We start from the raw sequence: 19,212 nt of genomic DNA on the forward strand, positions 1-19,212 counted from the left end.
TCGGGCTCTCCCTTCGCCAGGGCGTCGTACCCGCAGGTCAGGTCGTGTAGAGGCGCAGGCTCAGCGGGGTGAGGGTCTGCTGGCGGTCGGCGGGGCCCGCGTCGGCGTCCTGCGGGCGCTCCCAGGCGCTGTCCCACCTCAGGCGAAGGGGGCCGACGTCCGGGAGCGTGACGGCAGCCTCGTCGAGGCCTCCGTGCACCACCACCAGGGCGGCGGGCTCGCCGGCGAGGTGCAGCTGGAGGGTGCGTCGCTCGTCCTGGGCCCAGGTCTCGTCGGTCATCGGGGCGCCGGTCTCGTCGTACCAGCCGATGACCGACTCGTCGTGGTCCCGCAGGACGGGCACCTCGCGGCGCAGCCCGGTGAGGTGGGCGACCGTGGCGAGCAGGTCCCGGCGCTCGTCGTCGAGGTCCCAGTCGAGCCAGGTCATCTCGTTGTCCTGGCAGTAGGGGTTGTTGTTGCCGTCGTGCGTGCGCCCGATCTCGTCGCCGGAGGCGATCATCGGGATGCCGGACGACAGCAGCAGCGTGCCGAGGAGGTTGCGCACCGACCGGCGCCGGGCGAGCTGCACGACGGCGTCGTCGGTCGGGCCCTCGACGCCGTGGTTCCACGAGCGGTTGTGGTCGTTGCCGTCGCGGTTGTCCTCGCCGTTGGCCTCGTTGTGCTTGTGGTCGTAGACGACGAGGTCGGCGGCGGTGAAACCGTCGTGCGCGGTGACGAAGCCGACCGACGACAGGGGGGTGCGTTCGCCGAAGAGGTCGCGGCTGCCGACGAGCCGGGTGGCGATCTCGCGCACGCCCGGGCCGCTCACCTCGCCCCGCGAGAGCGCCCCGGCGTCGGCGAGCCAGAAGTCACGGGTCGTGTCGCGGAAGCGGTCGTTCCACTCCGCCCAGGCCCCCGGGAACTGCCCCGTGCGCCAGCCGTCGGGCCCGAGGTCCCACGGCTCGGCGACGTGCAGCACCCGCGAGAGCACGGGGTCCTCGCGCAGCGCCACGAGGAAGGGGTGGTCCGGCGCGTAGCCGAGGTCCTCGCCGCGGCCGAGGGCCACCGCCAGGTCGTAGCGGAAGCCGTCGACGTGGACCTCGGTGACCCAGTAGCGCAGCGAGTCCAGGACCATCTCGAGGACGACGGGGTCGGTGAGGTCGAGCGTGTTGCCGCAGCCGGTGACGTCGACGTCGTGCCCCTGCTCGTCGAGCCGGTACCAGGTCGCGGCGTCGAGGCCGCGCCACGACAGCGTCGCGCCCCCGGTGCTCTGCTCGGCGGTGTGGTTGTAGACGACGTCGAGCAGGACCTCGATGCCGGCGGCGTGGAGCAGCTTGACCATGCCCTTGAGCTCGCGCAGCACCTCGTGCGGGTCGGCGTCGCTCGCGTAGGGCGCGTGAGGGGCGAAGAAGCCCAGCGTGTTGTAGCCCCAGTGGTTGGTCAGGCCGAGGTCGACGAGGTGCGGCTCGTCGGCGAAGGCGTGCACCGGCAGCAGCTCGACGGTCGTCACGCCGAGGGAGCGCAGGTGCTCGATGGTCACCGGGTGGCACAGGCCCGCGTAGGTGCCGCGCAGGTGCTCGGGGACCCCTGGCAGCCGTCGCGTCATCTCGCGCACGTGCACCTCGTAGACCACCCGTGCGTCGCGGGGGTGGGCCGGGGGAGCGTCGTCGCCCCAGTCGAAGGTGGTGTCGAGCACGACATTGCGCGGGACGAAGGGGGCCGACTCGCCGCCCCGCTCGAAGACCGCCGGGTCGTACGTCACGGTCCCCTCGACGGCTCGACCCCACGGGTCGAGGAGCAGCTTTGCTGGGTCGAAGCGGTGCCCCACGGCCGGGTCCCAGGGTCCGTCGGCCCGCAGCCCGTAGCGCCGGCCCGGGTGGACGTCCGGCACGAACCCACCCCACCACCCGTCGCCGAAGGGGGGCAGCTCGACGCGCGTCTCGCCCCCTTCGTCGTCGGTCAGGCAGAGCCACACCGCCGTCGCGCCGGCGGCGTGGACCGCCACCGTCACCCCGCCGTCGACGGGGTGGACGCCCGGGGTGGGCCGGTGGGGCAGGACCCGGGCGGTGGAGGTCGACATGGCTCACAGGGTAAGCAGTGGGTAGCGTGGCGGCCATGAGCGACCCGACCGCCCTCCCCAACTTCGGCCCGACCCCTCCCGCCTCGGGTGACCAGCCCGAGCCCGAGGCTCCGCTGCGCGACCGCGTCCAGGACGCGCTGCGCGAGCTGGGTCTCGAGCCGTCGATCGACGACGAGGGCGACGTGGCCTTCACCTTCTCGGAGCAGCAGATGTTCATCCGCTGCGACAGCGAGTCCAACGTGCTGCGCGTCTTCGGCCAGTGGGCCCTCGAGGACCCGGTGCCGACCGACCCGGTGGAGCGGCTGCAGGTCAGCAACGACCTCAACGTCGCCTTCAACCTCGTCAAGGCGGCCGTCGCCGGCGACACCCTGCTCGTGACCTCCGAGCACATCCTCCCGCGCGGGGCCGACATCCGTGGCCTGCTCGGTCTGGCCCTGCCGCTCGTCCTCCAAGGTGTGCAGCTGTGGCACCAGCGGGCGACCGGCCAGGAGCCCGAGGGCGAGCCCACCGAGGCGGGGGAGCCCCAGGCATGAGCGAGGTCGTCCGCCTCGAGGTTGCCGACGGCATCGGCACCATCGTCCTCGACCGCCCGAAGATGAACGCGCTCGACGCCGAGATGCAGCGTCAGCTCGTCGCCGTCGCGGAGGAGGCCGCCGAGCGCACCGACGTCAAGGCGGTCATCGTCTGGGGTGGCGAGCGGGTCTTCGCCGCCGGTGCCGACGTCAAGGAGATGGCCGAGATGTCCTACACGGACATGGCCGCCCACGTGCGTCTGCTCCAGCGCTTCTCCCGCGCGCTGGCCTCGATCCCCAAGCCGACCGTCGCCGCGATCACCGGCTTCGCGCTCGGGGGTGGCCTCGAGACCGCGCTGTGCTGCGACTTCCGGGTCGTCGCCGACAACGCGAAGCTCGGCCTGCCCGAGATCACCCTCGGGATCATCCCCGGCGCCGGCGGTACCCAGCGCCTGCCGCGCCTCGTCGGCCCGGCGAAGGCCAAGGAGCTGATCTTCAGCGGTCGCTTCGTCGACGCCGCCGAGGCGCTCGAGATCGGTCTCGCCGACCGGGTCGTGCCCGCCGCGGAGGTGCTCGCCACCGCGCAGGCGCTCGTCGCCCCCTTCGTCACCGGGCCGACGCAGGCCCTGCGCGCTGCCAAGGAGGCGGTCGACAAGGGGCTGGAGGTCAGCCTCGACACCGGGCTCGAGATCGAGGCCCAGCTCTTCACCGGGCTCTTCGCGACCAACGACCAGAAGACCGGCATGCGCAGCTTCGTCGACAACGGGCCGGGCAAGGCCACCTTCGAGGGGATCTGATGGCCGGACCTCGTGCGGCGAGCGCCGAGCAGGTCGAGGCCGCCTGGGAGGACAACAAGCTCGCCCAGGTGCTGTACCACGACTGGGAGGCGCAGACCTACGACGAGAAGTGGTCGATCAGCTTCGACGACCGCTGCACGTCGATCGTGCGTGACCGCTTCCTCCACGTCCTGGAGTCGACGCGACGACCGGGGGAGTCGCTGCCCTTCGGGCGCACCCTCGAGCTCGGGGCCGGCACCGGCTTCTTCTCGCTCAACCTCAAGCTCGCCGGCCTCGTCGACGAGGTGCACGTCTCCGACCTGTCGCCCGGCATGGTCGAGGCGGCCAAGGCCAATGCCCAGCGGCTCGGTTTCGAGATCGAGGGGCGGGTCGCCGACGCGGAGTCGCTGCCCTACGAAGACGACTCCTTCGACCTCGTCGTCGGGCACGCGGTGATCCACCACATCCCCGACGTCGAGGGCGCCCTGCGCGAGGTCGTGCGGGTGCTCAAGCCGGGTGGACGCTTCGTCATCGCCGGCGAGCCGACCCGGATCGGCCACTGGTACGCGCGGCACCTCTCGCGGGCCACGTGGGAGACCGCGACGCGGGTCAGCAGGCTGCCGCCGCTGAGGGGCACGTGGGCCCGCGCCCAGGCCGAGCTCGACGAGTCGTCGCGGGCCGCCGCGCTCGAGGCCGTCGTCGACCTGCACACCTTCGACCCGGCGCAGCTGGCCGCGATGGCCCGCCGCGCGGGTGCGGAGCACGTCGGGACGGCGACCGAGGAGCTGCTGTCCGCCTTCGCCGGCTGGCCGATCCGCACCTTCGAGTACGCCGTCGCCGAGGATGCCCTCGGCTTCGGGTGGGCGAAGTTCGCCTACGGCTCGTGGAAGAACCTCATGAAGGTCGACGCGGTCCTCGGCCGCGTCGTGCCGCAGCGCTTCTTCTACAACGTCGGCGTCACCGGGACCAAGCCGCTGCGGTGACGGGCACGCGCTGATGGCCTCCTCGCACCTCACGTGGTGGCACTGGGCCCGGTGGGTCGTCGCCAACCGGGCCTGGTCCCACCACCACGTCCTCGGCTACCTGCGGATGGTCCGCGCCAAGCTCACGACCCCGGGGCTCGTCTTCGAGGGGCCGTGCTTCATCGGGCCCGGCGTCCAGTTCCAGGTCACGCCGGGCACCGGCCGGCTCGTCGTCGGTGCCTACACGCACATCGGTGGTGGCTCGGCGCTGCGCGCTCACGAGGGCACCCTGCGCATCGGTGCCAAGACGGTCATCGGGATCCGCAACACCTTCAACACGTGGCTCGACATCGAGGTCGGCGAGGCCTGCCTCTTCGCCGACGACGTCTACGTGTGCGACTTCGACCACCGCACCGAGGACCTCGACACCCCGATCAAGGACCAGGGGATCATCAAGTCGCCCGTGCGCTTCGGCGACGACGTGTGGGTCGCGACGAAGTGCGTCATCACCCGCGGCACGGACATCGGCGCGCACTCGGTCGTCGGGGCCGGCGCGGTGGTCCGGGGGGCGCATCCCCCCTTCGTCGTGCTCGGCGGGGTGCCCGCCCGCGTGCTCAAGCAGCGCGAGCGGGTCGTCGTCACCGAGGACGAGCTCGACCTGCCGGCGGGGTGGTGACGTGAGCGCGCGCGAGGCCCTCGACGTGCTCGTCGCCCACATCCCCGCCACGCACACCGACGAGGTGCTCGCGGCGCTCTTCGCCGTGGGCGCCGGAGCGGTGGGGGACTACCGCGAGTGCGCCTTCGTCCTGCGTGGCGAAGGGAGGTTCCGCCCTGTCGACGGAGCCCACCCGACGATCGGGACCGTCGGCGAGGCCGAACGGGTCGTCGAGGACCGCGTCGAGGTCGCCTTCCCCCGATCGCGAAGGGCGTTGGTGGTCAAGGCCCTTCGTGAGGCGCACCCCTACGAGGAGCCGTCCTTCCACGTCCTGGTCAATGTCGCGGACGAGGCACCCTCCGCCCCTCCCGCTCCCTGAGGAAGGTCGCGCAGCGACCGCCTCGAAGGGTGGTGTGGTGAAGGGCACCCTCACCCGCGTTGGAGGTCGCGGCTCCCGCTGGATAGCGTGGGCGGACTGGGAGCCTCCCCACAGTTCGGGCACATCCTGCGCGGCTGCTGAGAGGATCAGCCCGGTACCCAGCCCCCTCACCCAGGAAGAGGACGATTCGCCGATGAACATCGTCGTCTGCGTGAAGTACGTTCCGGACGCACAGTCCGACCGCGGATTCAACGAGGACAACACGACCGACCGCGAAGGCGTGGAAGGTCTGCTGTCCGAGCTCGACGAGTACGCCGTCGAGCAGGCCCTCCAGATCGTCGAGGCCGGTGAGGGCGAGGTCACCGTCCTGACCATCGGCCCCGCCGACGCCGCCGAGGCCGTCAAGAAGTCCCTCCAGATGGGTGCCGACAAGGGCGTCCACGTCTCCGACGACGCGATCGCCGGCTCCGACGCCCTCGCGACCTCGCTCGTCCTCGCCGAGGCCATCAAGAAGATCGGCACCCCGGACATTGTCCTCACCGGCATGGCCTCGACCGACGGCACCATGGGTGTCGTCCCGGCGATGCTCGCCGAGCGTCTCGGCCTGCCGCAGGTCACCTACGCCTCCGAGCTGACCGTCGACGGTGGGGTCGCCAAGATGCGCCGTGACGGTGACACCGCGAGCGAGACCATCGAGGCCTCCCTCCCGGCGCTCATCTCGGTCACCGACCAGATCAACGAGCCGCGCTACCCCTCCTTCAAGGGGATCATGGCCGCGAAGAAGAAGCCGGTCGAGGAGTGGAGCCTCTCCGACCTCGGCGTCGACGCCGGCCAGGTCGGCCTCGCCAACGCGGCCACGGCCGTCGAGTCGACGACCAAGCGTCCCCCGCGCGAGCAGGGCACGATCGTCACCGACGAGGGTGACGGCGGCACCAAGCTCGCCGAGTTCCTGACCACCAACAAGTTCGTCTGATCGACGACCCGGACACGAAGGAGCAATAGACATGGCTGAAGTCCTCGTCCTCGTCGACCACGCAAACGGTGAGGTGAAGAAGCCCGCCGCGGAGATGCTGACCATCGCCCGCCGCCTGGGTGAGCCCTCCGCCGTCTTCATCGGCCCCGGCGCCGAGACCGCCAAGGACCTGCTCGCGCGCTACGGCGCCGAGAAGATCTACGCCGTCTCCGACCCGGCCGCCCTCGAGCACCTCGTCGCCCCCCAGGCCGAGGTCCTCGCGCAGCTGGTGCAGGAGAAGTCCCCGGCGGCCGTGCTCATCCCGAGCAATGCCGCCGGCAAGGAGATCGGTGCCCGCCTCGCGGTCAAGACCGACTCCGGTCTGATCACCGACGCCGTCGACGTGCAGGAGGGGCCGGTCACGACCCAGTCCGTCTTCGCCGGCAGCTACACGGTCCAGGCCAAGGTCACCAAGGGCACGCCGATCATCTGCGTCAAGCCCAACTCCGCCGCGCCGGAGCAGGCCAACGGTGCCGGTGCCTTCGAGGAGCTCTCCGTGAGCATCTCCGACGGCGCCAAGGCCGCCAAGGTCACCGCGTCCGAGCCGAAGAAGGCCTCCGGTCGTCCCGAGCTCACCGAGGCGGCGATCGTCGTCTCCGGTGGTCGCGGCACCGGTGGCGACTTCTCGCCGGTCGAGACCTTCGCGGACGCCCTCGGTGCCGCCGTCGGTGCCTCGCGCGCCGCGGTCGACGCCGGTTGGTACCCGCACAGCTCGCAGGTCGGCCAGACCGGCAAGCAGGTCTCGCCGCAGCTGTACGTCGCGGCGGGCATCTCCGGTGCCATCCAGCACCGCGCCGGCATGCAGACGTCCAAGACGATCGTCGCGATCAACAAGGACGAGGAGGCCCCGATCTTCGAGCTCGTCGACTTCGGTGTCGTCGGTGACCTCTTCACCGTCCTGCCCCAGGCCACGGAGGCCGTCAAGGGCAAGTGACCCTCGGTCACGCCTGACGAAGGGCGCCGCTCCCCGCACCGGGGGCGGCGCCCTTCGTCGTGTCGGCGCGTCACGCGGCGGTACCGGCCCCGCCCCGGACGGGGTGAGCAAGGTCCCCTTTACCAAAACGTGACTTTGGGACGGGGAGTGGCTATGGTGTCTCGTGGCCGTGAGGCCGTCCCTGTTGTCCCAAGCTTTGAGGTCTCGCGTGAGCACGTCCCGTTACGTCGGTCGGCACGGCAGTCGTCGTCCCAGCCCCCTGTCCCGTCTCGGTGCACTCCCCTCGTCCGCCGGCGCCCACGGAGCCCGTGCGGCAGCCAAGACCGTCGCCGGCGTCGGCATCGTCCTGGGCTCCGGCGCCTTCGTCATCGCGCCGACCTCCGCCGTCGGCAGCCAGTCCGGCACGGACGTCGCTGCCGTCGAGAGCGTGGACACGACCGCCGCGGAGCTCCTGGGCGAGCGTGCAGGCGACCCGACGGCCTCCCGCTCGGCCTCCCGGACCACTGCGGCGATCACCGCGCCCACCGGCAGCACGGCCGCCGACGCCCACGAGGACTCCGGCGCTCTCGGCATCGACCCCGTCGTCAAGCCCAAGCCGAAGCCCAAGCCCGTCGAGCAGGAGCAGACGGACGAGGCCGACAGCGGTGCCGAGCGCGAGCAGACGCAGACCTCCCGCAGCTCGGACACCCGCAGCGCTCCGAAGCAGGAAGCCGAGTCGTCGCAGTCCTCGCAGTCGCAGTCCTCGGTGTCGGAGCAGTCGAGCGGATCGGTCGCCACGGGCAACTACGCCTCGCAGGGCGCCGCCCTCGGCCTCGGCCCCAACGCACAGAAGGTCTACTCGGCCGTGCGCACCCAGTTCCCCGACATGACCAACATCGGCGGCTACCGCGCCGGCGACCCCGGTGACCACGGCAGCGGCAACGCGGTCGACATCATGGTCACCGGCAGCCGCGGCGACCAGGTCGCCTCGTGGCTGCAGGCCAATGCCGGCCAGCTCAACATCAAGTACATCATCTGGAAGCAGCGCATCTGGATGCCCGGCGGTAGCTGGAAGCCGATGGAGGACCGCGGCGACCCCACGCAGAACCACTTCGACCACGTGCACGTCTCGGTCGGCTGAGACCCGCGCCCGCACGCCCCGTCACGCACCAGCGTGGCGGGGCGTGCGTCGTCGCGGGAGGGTCGGCCCGGGCAGCTCAGGCGTCGAGGACCTGACGCGCCAGGGCGAGCCGGTCAGGCGCCAGGGTGAACCAGGCCCACTGCCCGCGACGCTCCCGTGTCAGCAGCCCGGCGTCGACGAGCACCTTGAGGTGGTGACTCACCGTGGGCTGGGCCAGGCCGAGGGGCTCCGGTAGGTCGCAGGCGCACACTTCCTGACCGGGGGAGCAGCGCACGATGCCCAGGATCTGCAGCCGGACGGGGTCGGCGACCGCCTTGAGCAGCCGGGCCACCACCTCGGCGTCCTCGCGCGTGATCGGTGCGCTGCCCTCGGTGGCGCAGCACCGCTCCACCGCCTGGCTGAGGAGGGTGCGTCCGTCGGTAGAGGGGGCGATCGACATGGCCCCATATTGACACGCGTCGATGCGCAGTGCCAAGGTTGACGTATCGACACACGTCGATATGACCCGATGGAGGAACCCCACGTGAGCCGCGTCCAGATCGCTCTCAATGTCGTCGACCTCGAGGCGTCCATCGCCTTCTACTCCACGCTCTTCGGTGTCGAGCCGCACAAGCGCCGGCCCGGCTACGCCAACTTCGCGATCACCGAGCCGTCGCTCAAGCTCGTGCTCATCGAGACCGACGAGGCGACCCGCGAGAGTGGGCCGCGCGGTGCGCTGAACCACCTCGGTGTCGAGGTTGACCGCGCCGAGCAGGTCAGCGAGGCGCGCGCCCGGCTCGCGGATGGCGGGCTGGCGACCTTCGACGAGGACGACACGACGTGCTGCTATGCGCTCCAGGACAAGGTGTGGGTCCACGACCCGGCCGGCGCTCCGTGGGAGGTCTACGTCGTCAAGGACGACAACCCGGCGAATGCACAGCTGGCCACCGCGTCCCTGCCCGTCCTCGAGCAGTCCTCGCCGTGCTGCGCCCCGCAGGGGAGCCGGGCGTGACGATGTCTGAAGTGGCCACCGAGCGCGCGCCCGCGCGCCTGGCGATGCTGGATCGCTACCTGCCCGTGTGGATCGGCATCGCCATGGTCGCCGGGCTCGTGCTCGGCCGTGGGGTGCCTGGTCTGGGGTCCGCGCTGGACGCTGTGCAGCTGCATGGCATCTCGCTGCCGATCGCCCTCGGCCTGCTCGTCATGATGTACCCGCCGCTGGCCAAGGTCAGGTACGACCGCCTTGATTCGGTCACCCGTGACCGCAGCCTGCTCGGGTCCTCCCTCGTGCTCAACTGGATCGTCGGGCCGGCGCTGATGTTCGCCCTGGCGTGGGCCTTCCTGCCCGACCTGCCGGAGTACCGGACCGGTCTGATCATCGTAGGCCTCGCCCGGTGCATCGCCATGGTGATCATCTGGAACGACCTGGCCTGCGGGGACCGTGAAGCGGCTGCCGTGCTCGTCGCGCTCAACTCGATCTTCCAGGTCATCGCCTTTGCGGGCCTCGGGTGGTTCTACCTTTCGGTGCTGCCTGGCTGGTTGGGCCTGGAGCAAAGCACGCTGGACGTCTCGTTCGGCCAGATCGCCGTGTCGGTCCTGATCTTCCTCGGGGTCCCCCTGCTCGCCGGGTACCTCTCCCGGCGCATCGGCGAGCGGCGCTGGGGCCGGCAGGCATACGAGGGCACCTTCCTGCCGAAGATCAGCCCGTGGGCGCTCTACGGCCTGCTCTTCACCATCGTCGTCCTCTTCGCCCTGCAGGGCGACGCCATCACCTCGCGCCCACTGGACGTCGCCCGCATCGCGGTGCCCCTCCTGGCCTACTTCGCCCTGATGTGGGGCGCCGGATACCTCACCGGTCGCGTACTCGGGATGACCTACGAACGCACCACCACGCTCGCCTTCACCGCGGCGGGCAACAACTTCGAGCTGGCCATCGCCGTCGCCATCGCGACCTTCGGCGTCACCTCCGGCCAGGCCCTCGCAGGCGTCGTCGGACCCCTCATCGAGGTGCCGGTCCTCGTCGGCCTCGTCTACGTCAGCCTTGGCCTGCGTCGACGATTCCCCCGCCCTTCGTCAGCCGTGGCACCATCTCGCATCAGAGCAGAGGACCGCACGTGAGTACCGCACCCCACACGCCCGACACGTACGACCGACTCATCGACGACCTGACCTACGCCTACGACGGGGTCTTCTCACCCGAGACCATCGCCACAGTCGTGCACGAGGCCCGCGCCCTGCTCGAGCCGCGCGCCACGATCACGCAGTACCTGCCGATCTTCGTCGCGAAGCAGGCCCGCGAGCAGCTCATGACCGTGGCCCAGGCTGAAGGGAGAGTCGCCAAGCAAGTCCCCGAGATCCTCTTCGTCTGCGTGCACAACGCCGGGCGGTCCCAGATGGCGGCCGCCCTGACCGAGCACCTGTCTGCCCGCAAGGTCCACGTGCGCTCAGCCGGGTCCGAACCCGTGGACACGGTCAACCCCACCGTCCTCGACGCCCTGGCTGAGCGTGGCATCCCGCTCAGCGCGCCATACCCCAAGCCATTGACCCACAGCGCCGTCCAGGCAGCAGACGTCATCGTCACCATGGGCTGCGGCGACGCCTGCCCGGTCTTTCCCGGCAAGCGCTACGAGGACTGGGACGTCGCCGACCCCGACGGCCAACCACTCGACGTCGTGCGGGACATCCGGGATGACATTCAGCAGCGTGTGACCCGCCTCCTTCGTGACGTCCTCGCCTGACCCCTCCCACACGCCTGGAGCCCCACATGACCGACCAGCCCTCAGTCCTCTATGTCTGCGTCCACAACGCCGGGCGGTCCCAGATGGCCGCCGCCTACACGCGCACCCTCTCCGGTGGCGCCGTCGAGGTGAGATCAGCCGGATCTGCACCTGCCGACACGATCAACCCCGCCGTGCGAGAAGCAATGCTCGAGGAGGGCATCGACCTGTCAGCGGAGACGCCCAAGATCCTCACGACCGAAGCCGTCGAGGCCTCCGACGTCGTCATCACCATGGGCTGCGGCGACACCTGCCCGATCTTCCCCGGCAAGCGCTACGAGGACTGGACCCTCGATGACCCGGCCGGGCAGGGAGTCGAGGCCGTCCGGCCGATCCGCGACAACATTCGAGCGCGGGTCAGCGAACTCCTCGACTCCCTCGGGATCGAGACGGTCGAGGCCAGCTCGTGAGCACCCGCCCCTCCGTGCTCTTCGTCTGCGTCAAGAACGGCGGCAAGTCCCAGATGGCCGCCGCCCTCATGCGTCAACGCCACGGCGACGCCGTCGACGTGTACTCCGCCGGCACCCACCCCGGGGACAAGCTCAACACGCAGTCCGTCGCCTCGCTCGAGGAAGTCGGGGCCAGCGTCACTGGTGAGCACCCCAAGCCCATCGACCCCGCTCTCCTCGACTCCGTCCAGCGCGTCATCATCCTCGGCGACGAGGCGCACATCGACCAGCCGGGCAGCGCACAGGTCGACCGGTGGATCACCGACGAACCATCCACCCGCGGCATCGAGGGGCGCGAGCGCATGGCTCTGATCCGCGATGACATCGCTACCCAGGTCGATGCCCTCGCTGCAGATCTGCACCAGAGGGACTGAGGGCTCGCCGTGGCAGTGTTGGCGACCTCCTCGTGCACCTCGAATGTGCGAGGTTTCCTGGACCCTCACCGGCACGCCCGTCACGCGTTCGCGTGGCGGGCGGGCGTCCTACTCGGGGATGCCCACCAGGCAGCCAGCGCGGCCAGCGTGATCCCGTCCCGGAGGGTGCCCTCGGCGACGAGTCGGGAGAGCGAGGTGGCGTCGACCCACACGAGGTCGTCGGTCTCGCCGTCGGGGGTGCGGGTCGGTCGTCGGCTGTCGAGCTGTGCGGCGAAGGCGATGATCGGGGTGGGCACCAGCCCGGTGTCGAGGTCGAAGGTCGCCAGACGCGTGACGTGGGTGGCGTCGAGACCGGTCTCCTCGAGGAGCTCCCTGCGGGCATCGAGCTCGGGGTCGGGCGACTCCCCGAAGCCGCGCGGCAGCTCGAGCCGCACCTCGTCGACGCACGGGCGCCAGAGCCGGACGAAGCCGATCTGCTCACCGTGGACGGGGACGACGACGACACCCGCGCGGCCGGCGCCCACGACCACGCGCGTCTGGGTCCACGCGCGGTCACCACGGGTCACGTCGGCCGCCTCGACGCGCAGATCGGGGCTCGTCTGGCTCCAGACGTGTCGGAAGGCGGTCATCGTCCACCCACCGACAGCTTGCCGTCGAGGGCGGAGGGGCGCAGGTCCCAAGCACTCTTGATGGTGTCCCACGGCATCGCGAGGAGCGCGGCGATCCCGAAGGCGAGCCACGCCAGACGCCCCACGGCGGCGCCCACGGGTGGCACGGCGAGCACGACGGCGACGAACGCGAGGAAGAGGGCCCGCGCCACGCGGATCGTCTCGGCGTAGATCGAGGCTGTCCTCGTCGCCGCATCCGCGCAGAAGGCCAGTGCCCGGAGGCGGTGGCGGCTCGGGCTGGCCTGGAGCTTGGCGCGCTCCTCCCGGGTGGCGTGGAGGAGGTGGGCGAAGACGGCAGGCGGTGCCTCCACCGCGAGCTCGAGCAGCTGGCCGGAGACCGACAGGGCGGTGCGGCCGGGAGCGTGGGTGGCTGTTGCCGCGGTGGTGGCGAAGGTGACCCAGTCGGCGTCGTGCTGGCGGGCCATCGCCGTGAAGTAGGCGCCGTCGTGCTCGTCGCGCAGACGCTTGAGCTCCGTGAGTTCCTGCGGTGCGGCGTCGTCGGCGACCGCGGCGGCGTAGGCCGCGTAGACGCCTGACCGGTCACGGCGACCGGCGGCTGCGAGGAGGGCCTCCACGTGCTCGGACTCGTGGTCCGACGACAGGTCGACGTCGATCTCGAAGGGACCCTTGGGCCGTCCGTCGAGGTGGGTCAGCATCGGCTCGGTCCGGATGGCGCCGCGCTCCGCGGCGCGGACCCACTCGTCCCATGCCGAGCGGATCTCCGGCGTGACCCAGCCCTCGCGCTGGTGCTGGCCGGCCAGCTGCCACCGAAATCCCTGCCCCCGCGCCAGCTTGTCCTCGAGGGCGTCGCCGACCGTCGGGCCGTTGACGAGGACGGTGAGCGGGAGGTCGCCCGGCGGTGACCCGAGGAGGGTGGCCAGGTCCCGGGGCCCGACGGTGGTGAAGAACCGGCTGTCCAAAAGCATCGAGTCGGTGACGAGGATCTCGCCGCCGATGAGGTGCGCGACGCGGAGGGCGCCGACGACTCGGGCCATGGCTCGCGTCGGGTCGGTGCTGTCGTCGTGGAGGCGGCGCATGGCCACGGAGTCGAGCTCCGCGAGGAAGATCCGGCGAGCCAGGTGCATGTGGGCATCATGTCAGGACGGCAGCGCCCTCCAACGGATCGCCGCTGTGGTATATCATCGTCACATGACGATGAATGGACGGGCGCTCGTCTTCCACGCACTCTCCGAGCCGACCCGGCTCGCACTGCTGGAGCACCTGCGCAGCGGAGAGCACCGGGTGCGCGACCTCGTCGACCACATGGGGCTGGCACAGTCCACCGTCAGCGTCCACCTCGCCTGCCTGCGCGACGCCGGTCTCGTGACGGTGCGTGCCGAAGGGAGGGCCAGCTGGTTCTCCCTTCGTCGGCCCGACCGTCTCGACGCGCTGCTCCGCAGCGCGGACGACCTCGTCGAGGAGCCGGCATGAGCGGCGGGCACGGACACTCGCACGCCCCCACCTCGGCCACACCGGACCGTGGGCTGCGCAACCGGCTGGCCATGGCCTTCGCGATCACGGCCCTCGTCGTCGTGGCCCAGGCGATCGGGGCCCTCGTCACCGGCAGCCTCGCGTTGCTCACCGACACCGCGCACGCGCTCGCCGACTCCGCCGGCCTGCTCGTCGCGGTGGTCGCGGCGACGATGGTGCTGCGTCCGGCGAGCCCCCGGCGGACCTGGGGCTTCTTGCGGATCGAGGTCATCGCGGCCCTCGGGCAGGCCTGCCTGCTCGTCCTCGTCGGCGGCTACGCGGCGATCGAAGGGGTGCGTCGCCTCGTCGAGCCGAGCGAAGTGCCGGGGCCGCAGCTGCTCGTCTTCGGGATGCTCGGTCTGCTCGCCAACCTCGTCGCCATCGCGGTCCTGTCGACCGGGCGCGGGGCCAACCTCAACATGCGGGCCGCCTTCCTCGAGGTTGTCAATGACGCGCTCGGGTCGCTCGGCGTCATCGTGGCGGCCGTCGTCATCACGACGACCGGTTTCACCCGGGCTGACAGCATCGCCGGTCTCTTCATCGTGGCGCTCATCGTGCCGCGTGCCGTCACCCTCCTGCGCGAGACGGTGCGGGTGCTCATGGAGTTCGCCCCCGAGGACGTCGACCTGGACGTCGTGCGCGCCCACGTCCTCGAGCTCGACCACGTGCGTGAGGTGCACGACCTGCACGCGTCGATGATCGGCACCGGCCTGCCCGTCATCTCCGCCCACGTCGTCATCGACGACGGGTGCTTCGAGTCGGGGCACGCGCCCCAGATCCTCGAGGAGATCCGGCAGTGCCTGTGCGAGCACTTCCCCGTCTCCTTCGACCACGCGACGGTCCAGCTCGAGACCGCGGACCTGCGGGAGCGCACCTGCGACTCGATGGAGCACGCCTGAGCGGCAGTGCCTCAGTCAGCGGGGGCCTCGCGCCGGTCGCGGACCGCGAAGACGAGTGCGACGAGCACGATGACGCCGATGACGAGCTGCCGCCCCCGGCGGTCGACCCGTCGAGCCGCCCAGCTGGCGGCGACGGCGGCAGTGAGGGCCGCGGGGACGCCGACGAGCGCCGTCTGCAGGTCGCTCTTGCCGGTACCGATCTGCAGGTAGAGGGCGACGAGGACCCACACGCTCGTCATGCCGAGGAAGTACAGCAGCGCGATGGTGCTGCCGCGGGTGAAGCTCGGGATCGCAAAGATCGCCAAGTCGACCATAGGGCTGCGGCCGGTGTCGCGGTAGTGGCGCTCCCACCGCACCCAGGCCCAGCCGAGCAGGAGGCCGACGGGCAGGCTCGTCCAGTACCAGGGCGAGCTGCCCGGTGGGGAAGTGGCGGTAGAGCGTGCCCGCCCCGACCCCCGGCCGCTACTCGGCACCCCGGGCATCGGCATCGGCGCGCTCACCATGCTCTTCGTCGGGGGCGGCGCGACCTCCCACCTCGTCGTCCTCGCCTGCTGGATCGTCGGCGGGGTCGCGCTCGCGGGTCTCGGGGTCGCCCGGCAGGAGCGTGGCGCGCACATCGCGGCCGCCGAACGCGAGGGCGCGCTGGCCTCGGCCCGAGCGAGCCCAAGGTTGTGTGTGCAACTGGTAGCCCTGCGGGCCGGCGCGCGCTGAGGAGCGTCGCCGGCGCCCAGGACTACCGGTTCAACACACAACCATCGCTCGGCGGATCGCCGCCGGATCGCCGCCGGATCGCCGCCGGATCGCCGCCGCAGTCACCTCGTAGACTTCATCCGATGACCACCTACCTCGACCACGCGGCGACCACGCCGATGACTCCCGCTGCCCGGGAGGCGATGGTCGAGCAGCTCGCGCTCACCGGCAACGCCTCCAGCCTCCACGGGCCCGGCCGCGACGCCCGCCGGGTCGTCGAGGAGTCGCGTGAGCGCATCGCCGCGGCCCTCGGCGCCCGTCCGAGCGAGATCGTCTTCACCTCCGGAGGCACCGAGGCGGACAACCTCGCCATCACCGGCTCGCTCCGTGCGGCACGTGCGGCGGACCCCCTTCGCTCTCGCGTCGTCGTCAGCGGTGTCGAGCACCACGCCGTCCTCGACGTCGTCGACCACGCGGTCGAGCACGAGGGCGCGCAGGCGACCTTCGTCGCTCCGGGGGAGTGCGGCGCGGTGCAGCCCGACGCGGTCCGGGCCGCGATCGAGGAGGACCCCGCGAGCGTCGGGCTCGTCTCGGTCATGTGGGCCAACAACGAGGTCGGCACCGTCCAGGACGTCGCCACGATGGCCGCGATCTCCCACGAGCACGGGCTGGCCTTCCACACCGATGCCGTCCAGGCTGCCGGCCACCTGGCGGTCGACTTCGCCGAGAGCGGCGTCGACCTCATGAGCATCAGCGCGCACAAGTTCGGCGGACCGCTCGGCATCGGGGCGCTCGTCGCCAAGCGCGACGCCCGGCTCGTCGCCCTGAGCCACGGTGGCGGGCAGGAGCGCGGGGTGCGGTCCGGCACGCTCGACGTGCCGGCCATCCGCGGCTTCGCCGTCGCGCTCACCGAGGCGGTCGAGCGCCGCGAGGCCGAGGCCGCCCGCGTCGGCGTCCTGCGCGACCGCTTCCTCGCCGGCACCCAGGCCCTCGACCTCGACATCAGGATCACCGGCTGCTGGACGCCCGGCGACGTGTCGAATCGTCTGCCGGGCAATGCCCACATCACCATCCCCGGGTGCGAGGGCGACTCGATGCTCTACCTGCTCGACGCCGCGGGCGTCGCGGTCTCGACGGGCTCGGCCTGCCAGGCCGGCATCCCGCAGCCCTCCCACGTCGTGCTCGCGATGGGCCGCTCCGAGGAAGAGGCGCGCGGCTCGCTGCGGGTGTCCTTCGGCTGGACCTCCACCGAGGCCGACGTCGATGCCGTCCTCGCGGCGCTGCCCGAGGCGGTCGAGCGAGCCCGGCGGGCGAGCGGGGCAGCCTGATGCGCGTCGTCGCAGCGATGAGCGGGGGCGTCGACTCGGCGGTCGCCGCCTCCCGGATGATCGAGGCCGGCCACGACGTCGTCGGAGTCCACCTCGCCCTGGCCAAGAACGCCAAGACGCTGCGCGAGGGCGCCCGCGGCTGCTGCACCATCGAGGACGCCGGCGACGCCCGGCGGGTCGCCGACCGACTGGGCATCCCCTTCTACGTCTGGGACATGGCCACCCCCTTCGCCCGGGACGTCGTCGAGGACTTCGTCGCCGAGTACGAGGCAGGCCGCACCCCCAACCCCTGCCTGCGGTGCAACGAGAAGATCAAGTTCGCCGCGCTCCTCGACAAGGCGCTGGCGCTCGGCTTCGACGCCGTGGCGACCGGGCACTACGCGCAGATCGTCGACGGCCCCCACGGGCGCGAGCTGCACCGTGCGGTCGACGCCGCCAAGGACCAGTCCTACGTGCTCGGCGTGCTCGACGAGGAGCAGCTGGCGCGCGCCTTCTTCCCCCTCGGCGACACGACGAAGCCGCAGATCCGCGAGGAGGCGGCCGCGCGCGGCTTCGCCGTGGCCAAGAAGCCGGACAGCCACGACATCTGCTTCATCTCCGACGGCGACACCCGCGGCTGGCTGACCCAGCGGCTCGGTGAGCAGCCGGGCGAGATCGTCGACGAGGGCTCCGGCGAGGTCGTCGGTCAGCACCGCGGCGCCTACGGCTTCACCGTCGGCCAGCGCCGCGGGCTCGGCCTGGACCGATCCGACCTCGACGGGCAGCCGCGATACGTCACCCGGGTCGAGGCCGCGTCCAACCGGGTCTTCATCGGCACCTCGGACCTGCTCGGCACCGACGAGATCGAGGCCGACCACGTGCGCTGGTGCGGGCCGGCGGCGCAGGGGCGGCACCGGCTCGGCGCGCAGATCCGGGCCCACGGCGAGGAGATCGCCGCCACCGCCGAGGTGGTCACCGATGCGACCGCCGAAGGGGGCCTGCGCCTCGTGGTCCACCTCGACGAGGCCGTGCGCGGCGCTGCCCCCGGTCAGTCGATCGTCCTCTACGACGGCACCCGCGTCGTCGGCTCGGGCACCATCGCGCGCGCCGGGCGAGCTGCGAGGGCGAGCGCGTGACCCGCGCGTCCGGTGTCGGGTCGTGGCCCGGCACGCGATCGCGCGAGGCCGTCGTCGCCGTCCGCGACCTGCTCGGCGACGGCATCCCGCACCTGCCCGAGCTGCCCGGTCGTGGGGTCGGTGCCGACATGGTCGGGCGCGCGGCGGGCCTGCTCGCGGGACTGCACGTCGAGACCCAGCCCTACGGGTGGCGCTTCGCGGGCCGTCCCGGCCACGACGAAGGGAGGGCCCGCGCCCTCCTGCGCGAGGACCTCGACGAGCTCGCCGAGGCCTACGACGGCTGGTCCGGCCCGCTCAAGGTCCAGGTCACCGGGCCGTGGACGCTCGGTGCGACGATCGAGCTCCCGCGCGGCGAGCGCGCCGTGGCCGACCACGGTGCGCGGCGCGACCTCGTCGGGTCGCTCGCGGAGGGCCTGCGTGCGCACATCGCTGACGTCGAGCGCCTCGTGTCCGGCGCCGAGGTCGTCGTGCAGGTCGACGAGCCGGCTCTGCCCGCCGTGCTCGAGGGGCGGCTGCCGACCGCCTCGGGCTACGGCACGCTGCGCTCGGTCGACCGGTCGGAGGTCCGTGACGGTCTGCGCGAGGTGCTCGACGCGGCAGGGGAGCGGACGACGCTCGTGCACTGCTGCGCCGGCGAGGTGCCGGTCCAGCTGCTGCGGGAGAGCGGTGCCCGTGGCATCTCGCTCGACACCTCGCTGCTCGACGGTGCCCGGTGGGAGCAGGTCGCGGAGGCCGTCGAGGCGGGCGTGACCCTCTGGGCCGGCGCCGTGCCGACGAGCGGCGGTGACTGGCGCACGGCGCGCGATCGGCTCGTCGGGGCCTGGCAGCGGATCGGCCTGCCGGTCTCCGCGCTCGCCGACGTCGTCGTCACGCCGACCTGCGGGCTGGCGGGGGCCTCCCCTTCGTCCGCCGTGGCAGCGCTGCGGACCACGACGGACCTCGCCTCGGCCCTGACCGACCTCGCCGCCGGCTGAGTCACTCCCTTCGGCAGGTGGCCGGGAAGCACGCGCGCGGCCGGGAAGACCCGGCCAGTTCAGGCGGTCCTGGCCCGCGG

The 19,212-nt window shown here is 71.8% G+C and carries 24 protein-coding genes; 19 read left to right on the top strand and 5 right to left on the bottom strand.

Annotation, left to right across the window (positions count from 1 at the left end):
• Positions 1–37: 37 nt before the first annotated feature.
• A complete protein-coding gene (gene glgX / locus CWN80_RS13405; RefSeq protein ID WP_007929371.1) occupies positions 38–2,059 on the bottom strand; it encodes a glycogen debranching protein GlgX in 2,022 nt (673 codons plus the stop codon).
• Between the two features lie 35 nt (positions 2,060–2,094).
• Between glgX and CWN80_RS13410 the strand changes: the two genes are divergently transcribed.
• From CWN80_RS13410 to CWN80_RS15890, 8 genes are all read left to right on the top strand, one after another.
• Positions 2,095–2,592 (top strand): T3SS (YopN, CesT) and YbjN peptide-binding chaperone 1, encoded by a 498-nt coding sequence (locus CWN80_RS13410; protein WP_007929372.1) that lies wholly within the window; start codon positions 2,095–2,097, stop codon positions 2,590–2,592.
• On the top strand, positions 2,589–3,368 hold the full coding sequence (locus tag CWN80_RS13415; RefSeq protein WP_007929373.1) for an enoyl-CoA hydratase/isomerase family protein: 780 nt from the start codon (positions 2,589–2,591) through the stop codon (positions 3,366–3,368). The genes CWN80_RS13410 and CWN80_RS13415 overlap by 4 nt, the downstream gene beginning before the upstream one ends.
• Positions 3,368–4,330: a class I SAM-dependent methyltransferase gene (locus CWN80_RS13420; RefSeq protein WP_007929374.1), complete on the top strand. Its 963-nt coding sequence runs from the start codon at positions 3,368–3,370 to the stop codon at positions 4,328–4,330. Before CWN80_RS13415 ends, CWN80_RS13420 begins: the two co-directional genes overlap by 1 nt.
• 13 nt (positions 4,331–4,343) lie before the next feature.
• Positions 4,344–4,985, top strand: a complete 642-nt coding sequence (locus CWN80_RS13425; RefSeq protein ID WP_238148248.1) for an acyltransferase — start codon at positions 4,344–4,346, stop codon at positions 4,983–4,985.
• Position 4,986: 1 nt separating this feature from the next.
• A complete protein-coding gene (locus CWN80_RS13430; protein WP_007929378.1) occupies positions 4,987–5,343 on the top strand; it encodes a YqfO family protein in 357 nt (118 codons plus the stop codon).
• Between the two features lie 193 nt (positions 5,344–5,536).
• On the top strand, positions 5,537–6,316 hold the full coding sequence (locus CWN80_RS13435) for an electron transfer flavoprotein subunit beta/FixA family protein (protein ID WP_007928056.1): 780 nt from the start codon (positions 5,537–5,539) through the stop codon (positions 6,314–6,316).
• Between the two features lie 31 nt (positions 6,317–6,347).
• Complete coding sequence (locus CWN80_RS13440; RefSeq protein ID WP_007928058.1) at positions 6,348–7,289, top strand: electron transfer flavoprotein subunit alpha/FixB family protein; 942 nt, start codon at positions 6,348–6,350, stop codon at positions 7,287–7,289.
• Between the two features lie 208 nt (positions 7,290–7,497).
• Positions 7,498–8,409 (top strand): VldE C-terminal domain-containing protein, encoded by a 912-nt coding sequence (locus tag CWN80_RS15890; RefSeq protein ID WP_007928060.1) that lies wholly within the window; start codon positions 7,498–7,500, stop codon positions 8,407–8,409.
• A gap of 76 nt (positions 8,410–8,485) precedes the next feature.
• Here the strand turns inward: CWN80_RS15890 and CWN80_RS13450 are convergent, their stop codons facing one another.
• Complete coding sequence (locus tag CWN80_RS13450) at positions 8,486–8,848, bottom strand: ArsR/SmtB family transcription factor (protein WP_007928061.1); 363 nt, start codon at positions 8,846–8,848, stop codon at positions 8,486–8,488.
• An 84-nt stretch (positions 8,849–8,932) separates the two neighbouring features.
• On the opposite strand from CWN80_RS13450, the gene CWN80_RS13455 reads away from it, so the two are divergent.
• From CWN80_RS13455 to CWN80_RS13475, 5 genes are read left to right on the top strand one after another with little or no spacing between them, the layout of a single operon-like run.
• Entirely contained in the window at positions 8,933–9,400 is a 468-nt protein-coding gene (locus CWN80_RS13455) for an ArsI/CadI family heavy metal resistance metalloenzyme (protein WP_083853739.1), read from the top strand.
• Positions 9,401–9,402: 2 nt separating this feature from the next.
• The gene (gene arsB / locus CWN80_RS13460; protein WP_128277453.1) at positions 9,403–10,506 is read left to right on the top strand and encodes an ACR3 family arsenite efflux transporter; all 1,104 of its coding nucleotides are present in this window, start codon (positions 9,403–9,405) and stop codon (positions 10,504–10,506) included.
• A complete protein-coding gene (locus CWN80_RS13465) occupies positions 10,503–11,126 on the top strand; it encodes an arsenate reductase ArsC (RefSeq protein WP_007928070.1) in 624 nt (207 codons plus the stop codon). The genes arsB and CWN80_RS13465 overlap by 4 nt, the downstream gene beginning before the upstream one ends.
• A gap of 26 nt (positions 11,127–11,152) precedes the next feature.
• The gene (locus tag CWN80_RS13470; RefSeq protein ID WP_007928071.1) at positions 11,153–11,575 is read left to right on the top strand and encodes an arsenate reductase ArsC; all 423 of its coding nucleotides are present in this window, start codon (positions 11,153–11,155) and stop codon (positions 11,573–11,575) included.
• Positions 11,572–11,988, top strand: coding sequence for an arsenate-mycothiol transferase ArsC (locus CWN80_RS13475; RefSeq protein WP_128277424.1), 417 nt, complete (start codon positions 11,572–11,574; stop codon positions 11,986–11,988). The genes CWN80_RS13470 and CWN80_RS13475 overlap by 4 nt, the downstream gene beginning before the upstream one ends.
• An 80-nt stretch (positions 11,989–12,068) precedes the next feature.
• Here CWN80_RS13475 and CWN80_RS13480 read toward each other — a convergent pair whose 3' ends face one another.
• Together CWN80_RS13480 and CWN80_RS13485 are read right to left on the bottom strand one after the other, a co-directional pair.
• On the bottom strand, positions 12,069–12,617 hold the full coding sequence (locus CWN80_RS13480) for an NUDIX hydrolase (RefSeq protein WP_007928073.1): 549 nt from the start codon (positions 12,615–12,617) through the stop codon (positions 12,069–12,071).
• Entirely contained in the window at positions 12,614–13,741 is a 1,128-nt protein-coding gene (locus CWN80_RS13485) for a hypothetical protein (protein WP_007928074.1), read from the bottom strand. The genes CWN80_RS13480 and CWN80_RS13485 overlap by 4 nt, the downstream gene beginning before the upstream one ends.
• 64 nt (positions 13,742–13,805) lie before the next feature.
• Between CWN80_RS13485 and CWN80_RS13490 the strand changes: the two genes are divergently transcribed.
• Positions 13,806–14,087: an ArsR/SmtB family transcription factor gene (locus tag CWN80_RS13490; RefSeq protein WP_007928075.1), complete on the top strand. Its 282-nt coding sequence runs from the start codon at positions 13,806–13,808 to the stop codon at positions 14,085–14,087.
• Positions 14,084–15,025 carry a cation diffusion facilitator family transporter gene (locus CWN80_RS13495; RefSeq protein ID WP_007928076.1) on the top strand — a complete coding sequence of 314 codons (942 nt, stop codon included), beginning with the start codon at positions 14,084–14,086 and terminating at the stop codon, positions 15,023–15,025. The genes CWN80_RS13490 and CWN80_RS13495 overlap by 4 nt, the downstream gene beginning before the upstream one ends.
• Positions 15,026–15,036: 11 nt before the next feature.
• Here CWN80_RS13495 and CWN80_RS13500 read toward each other — a convergent pair whose 3' ends face one another.
• A complete protein-coding gene (locus CWN80_RS13500; RefSeq protein WP_128277425.1) occupies positions 15,037–15,330 on the bottom strand; it encodes an MFS transporter in 294 nt (97 codons plus the stop codon).
• 121 nt (positions 15,331–15,451) lie between these two features.
• On the opposite strand from CWN80_RS13500, the gene CWN80_RS13505 reads away from it, so the two are divergent.
• From CWN80_RS13505 to CWN80_RS13520, 4 genes are all read left to right on the top strand, one after another.
• Positions 15,452–15,736, top strand: a complete 285-nt coding sequence (locus CWN80_RS13505; RefSeq protein WP_007928085.1) for a hypothetical protein — start codon at positions 15,452–15,454, stop codon at positions 15,734–15,736.
• A 122-nt stretch (positions 15,737–15,858) separates the two neighbouring features.
• A complete protein-coding gene (locus CWN80_RS13510; RefSeq protein ID WP_128277426.1) occupies positions 15,859–17,043 on the top strand; it encodes a cysteine desulfurase family protein in 1,185 nt (394 codons plus the stop codon).
• Positions 17,043–18,158: a tRNA 2-thiouridine(34) synthase MnmA gene (gene mnmA, locus CWN80_RS13515; RefSeq protein WP_007928089.1), complete on the top strand. Its 1,116-nt coding sequence runs from the start codon at positions 17,043–17,045 to the stop codon at positions 18,156–18,158. Before CWN80_RS13510 ends, mnmA begins: the two co-directional genes overlap by 1 nt.
• Positions 18,155–19,132 (top strand): uroporphyrinogen decarboxylase/cobalamine-independent methonine synthase family protein, encoded by a 978-nt coding sequence (locus tag CWN80_RS13520; RefSeq protein WP_007928090.1) that lies wholly within the window; start codon positions 18,155–18,157, stop codon positions 19,130–19,132. Before mnmA ends, CWN80_RS13520 begins: the two co-directional genes overlap by 4 nt.
• Positions 19,133–19,212 lie beyond the last annotated feature (80 nt).

The sequence above is a fragment of the Janibacter hoylei PVAS-1 genome (assembly GCF_004025845.1).
Lineage (GTDB): Bacteria > Actinomycetota > Actinomycetes > Actinomycetales > Dermatophilaceae > Janibacter > Janibacter hoylei.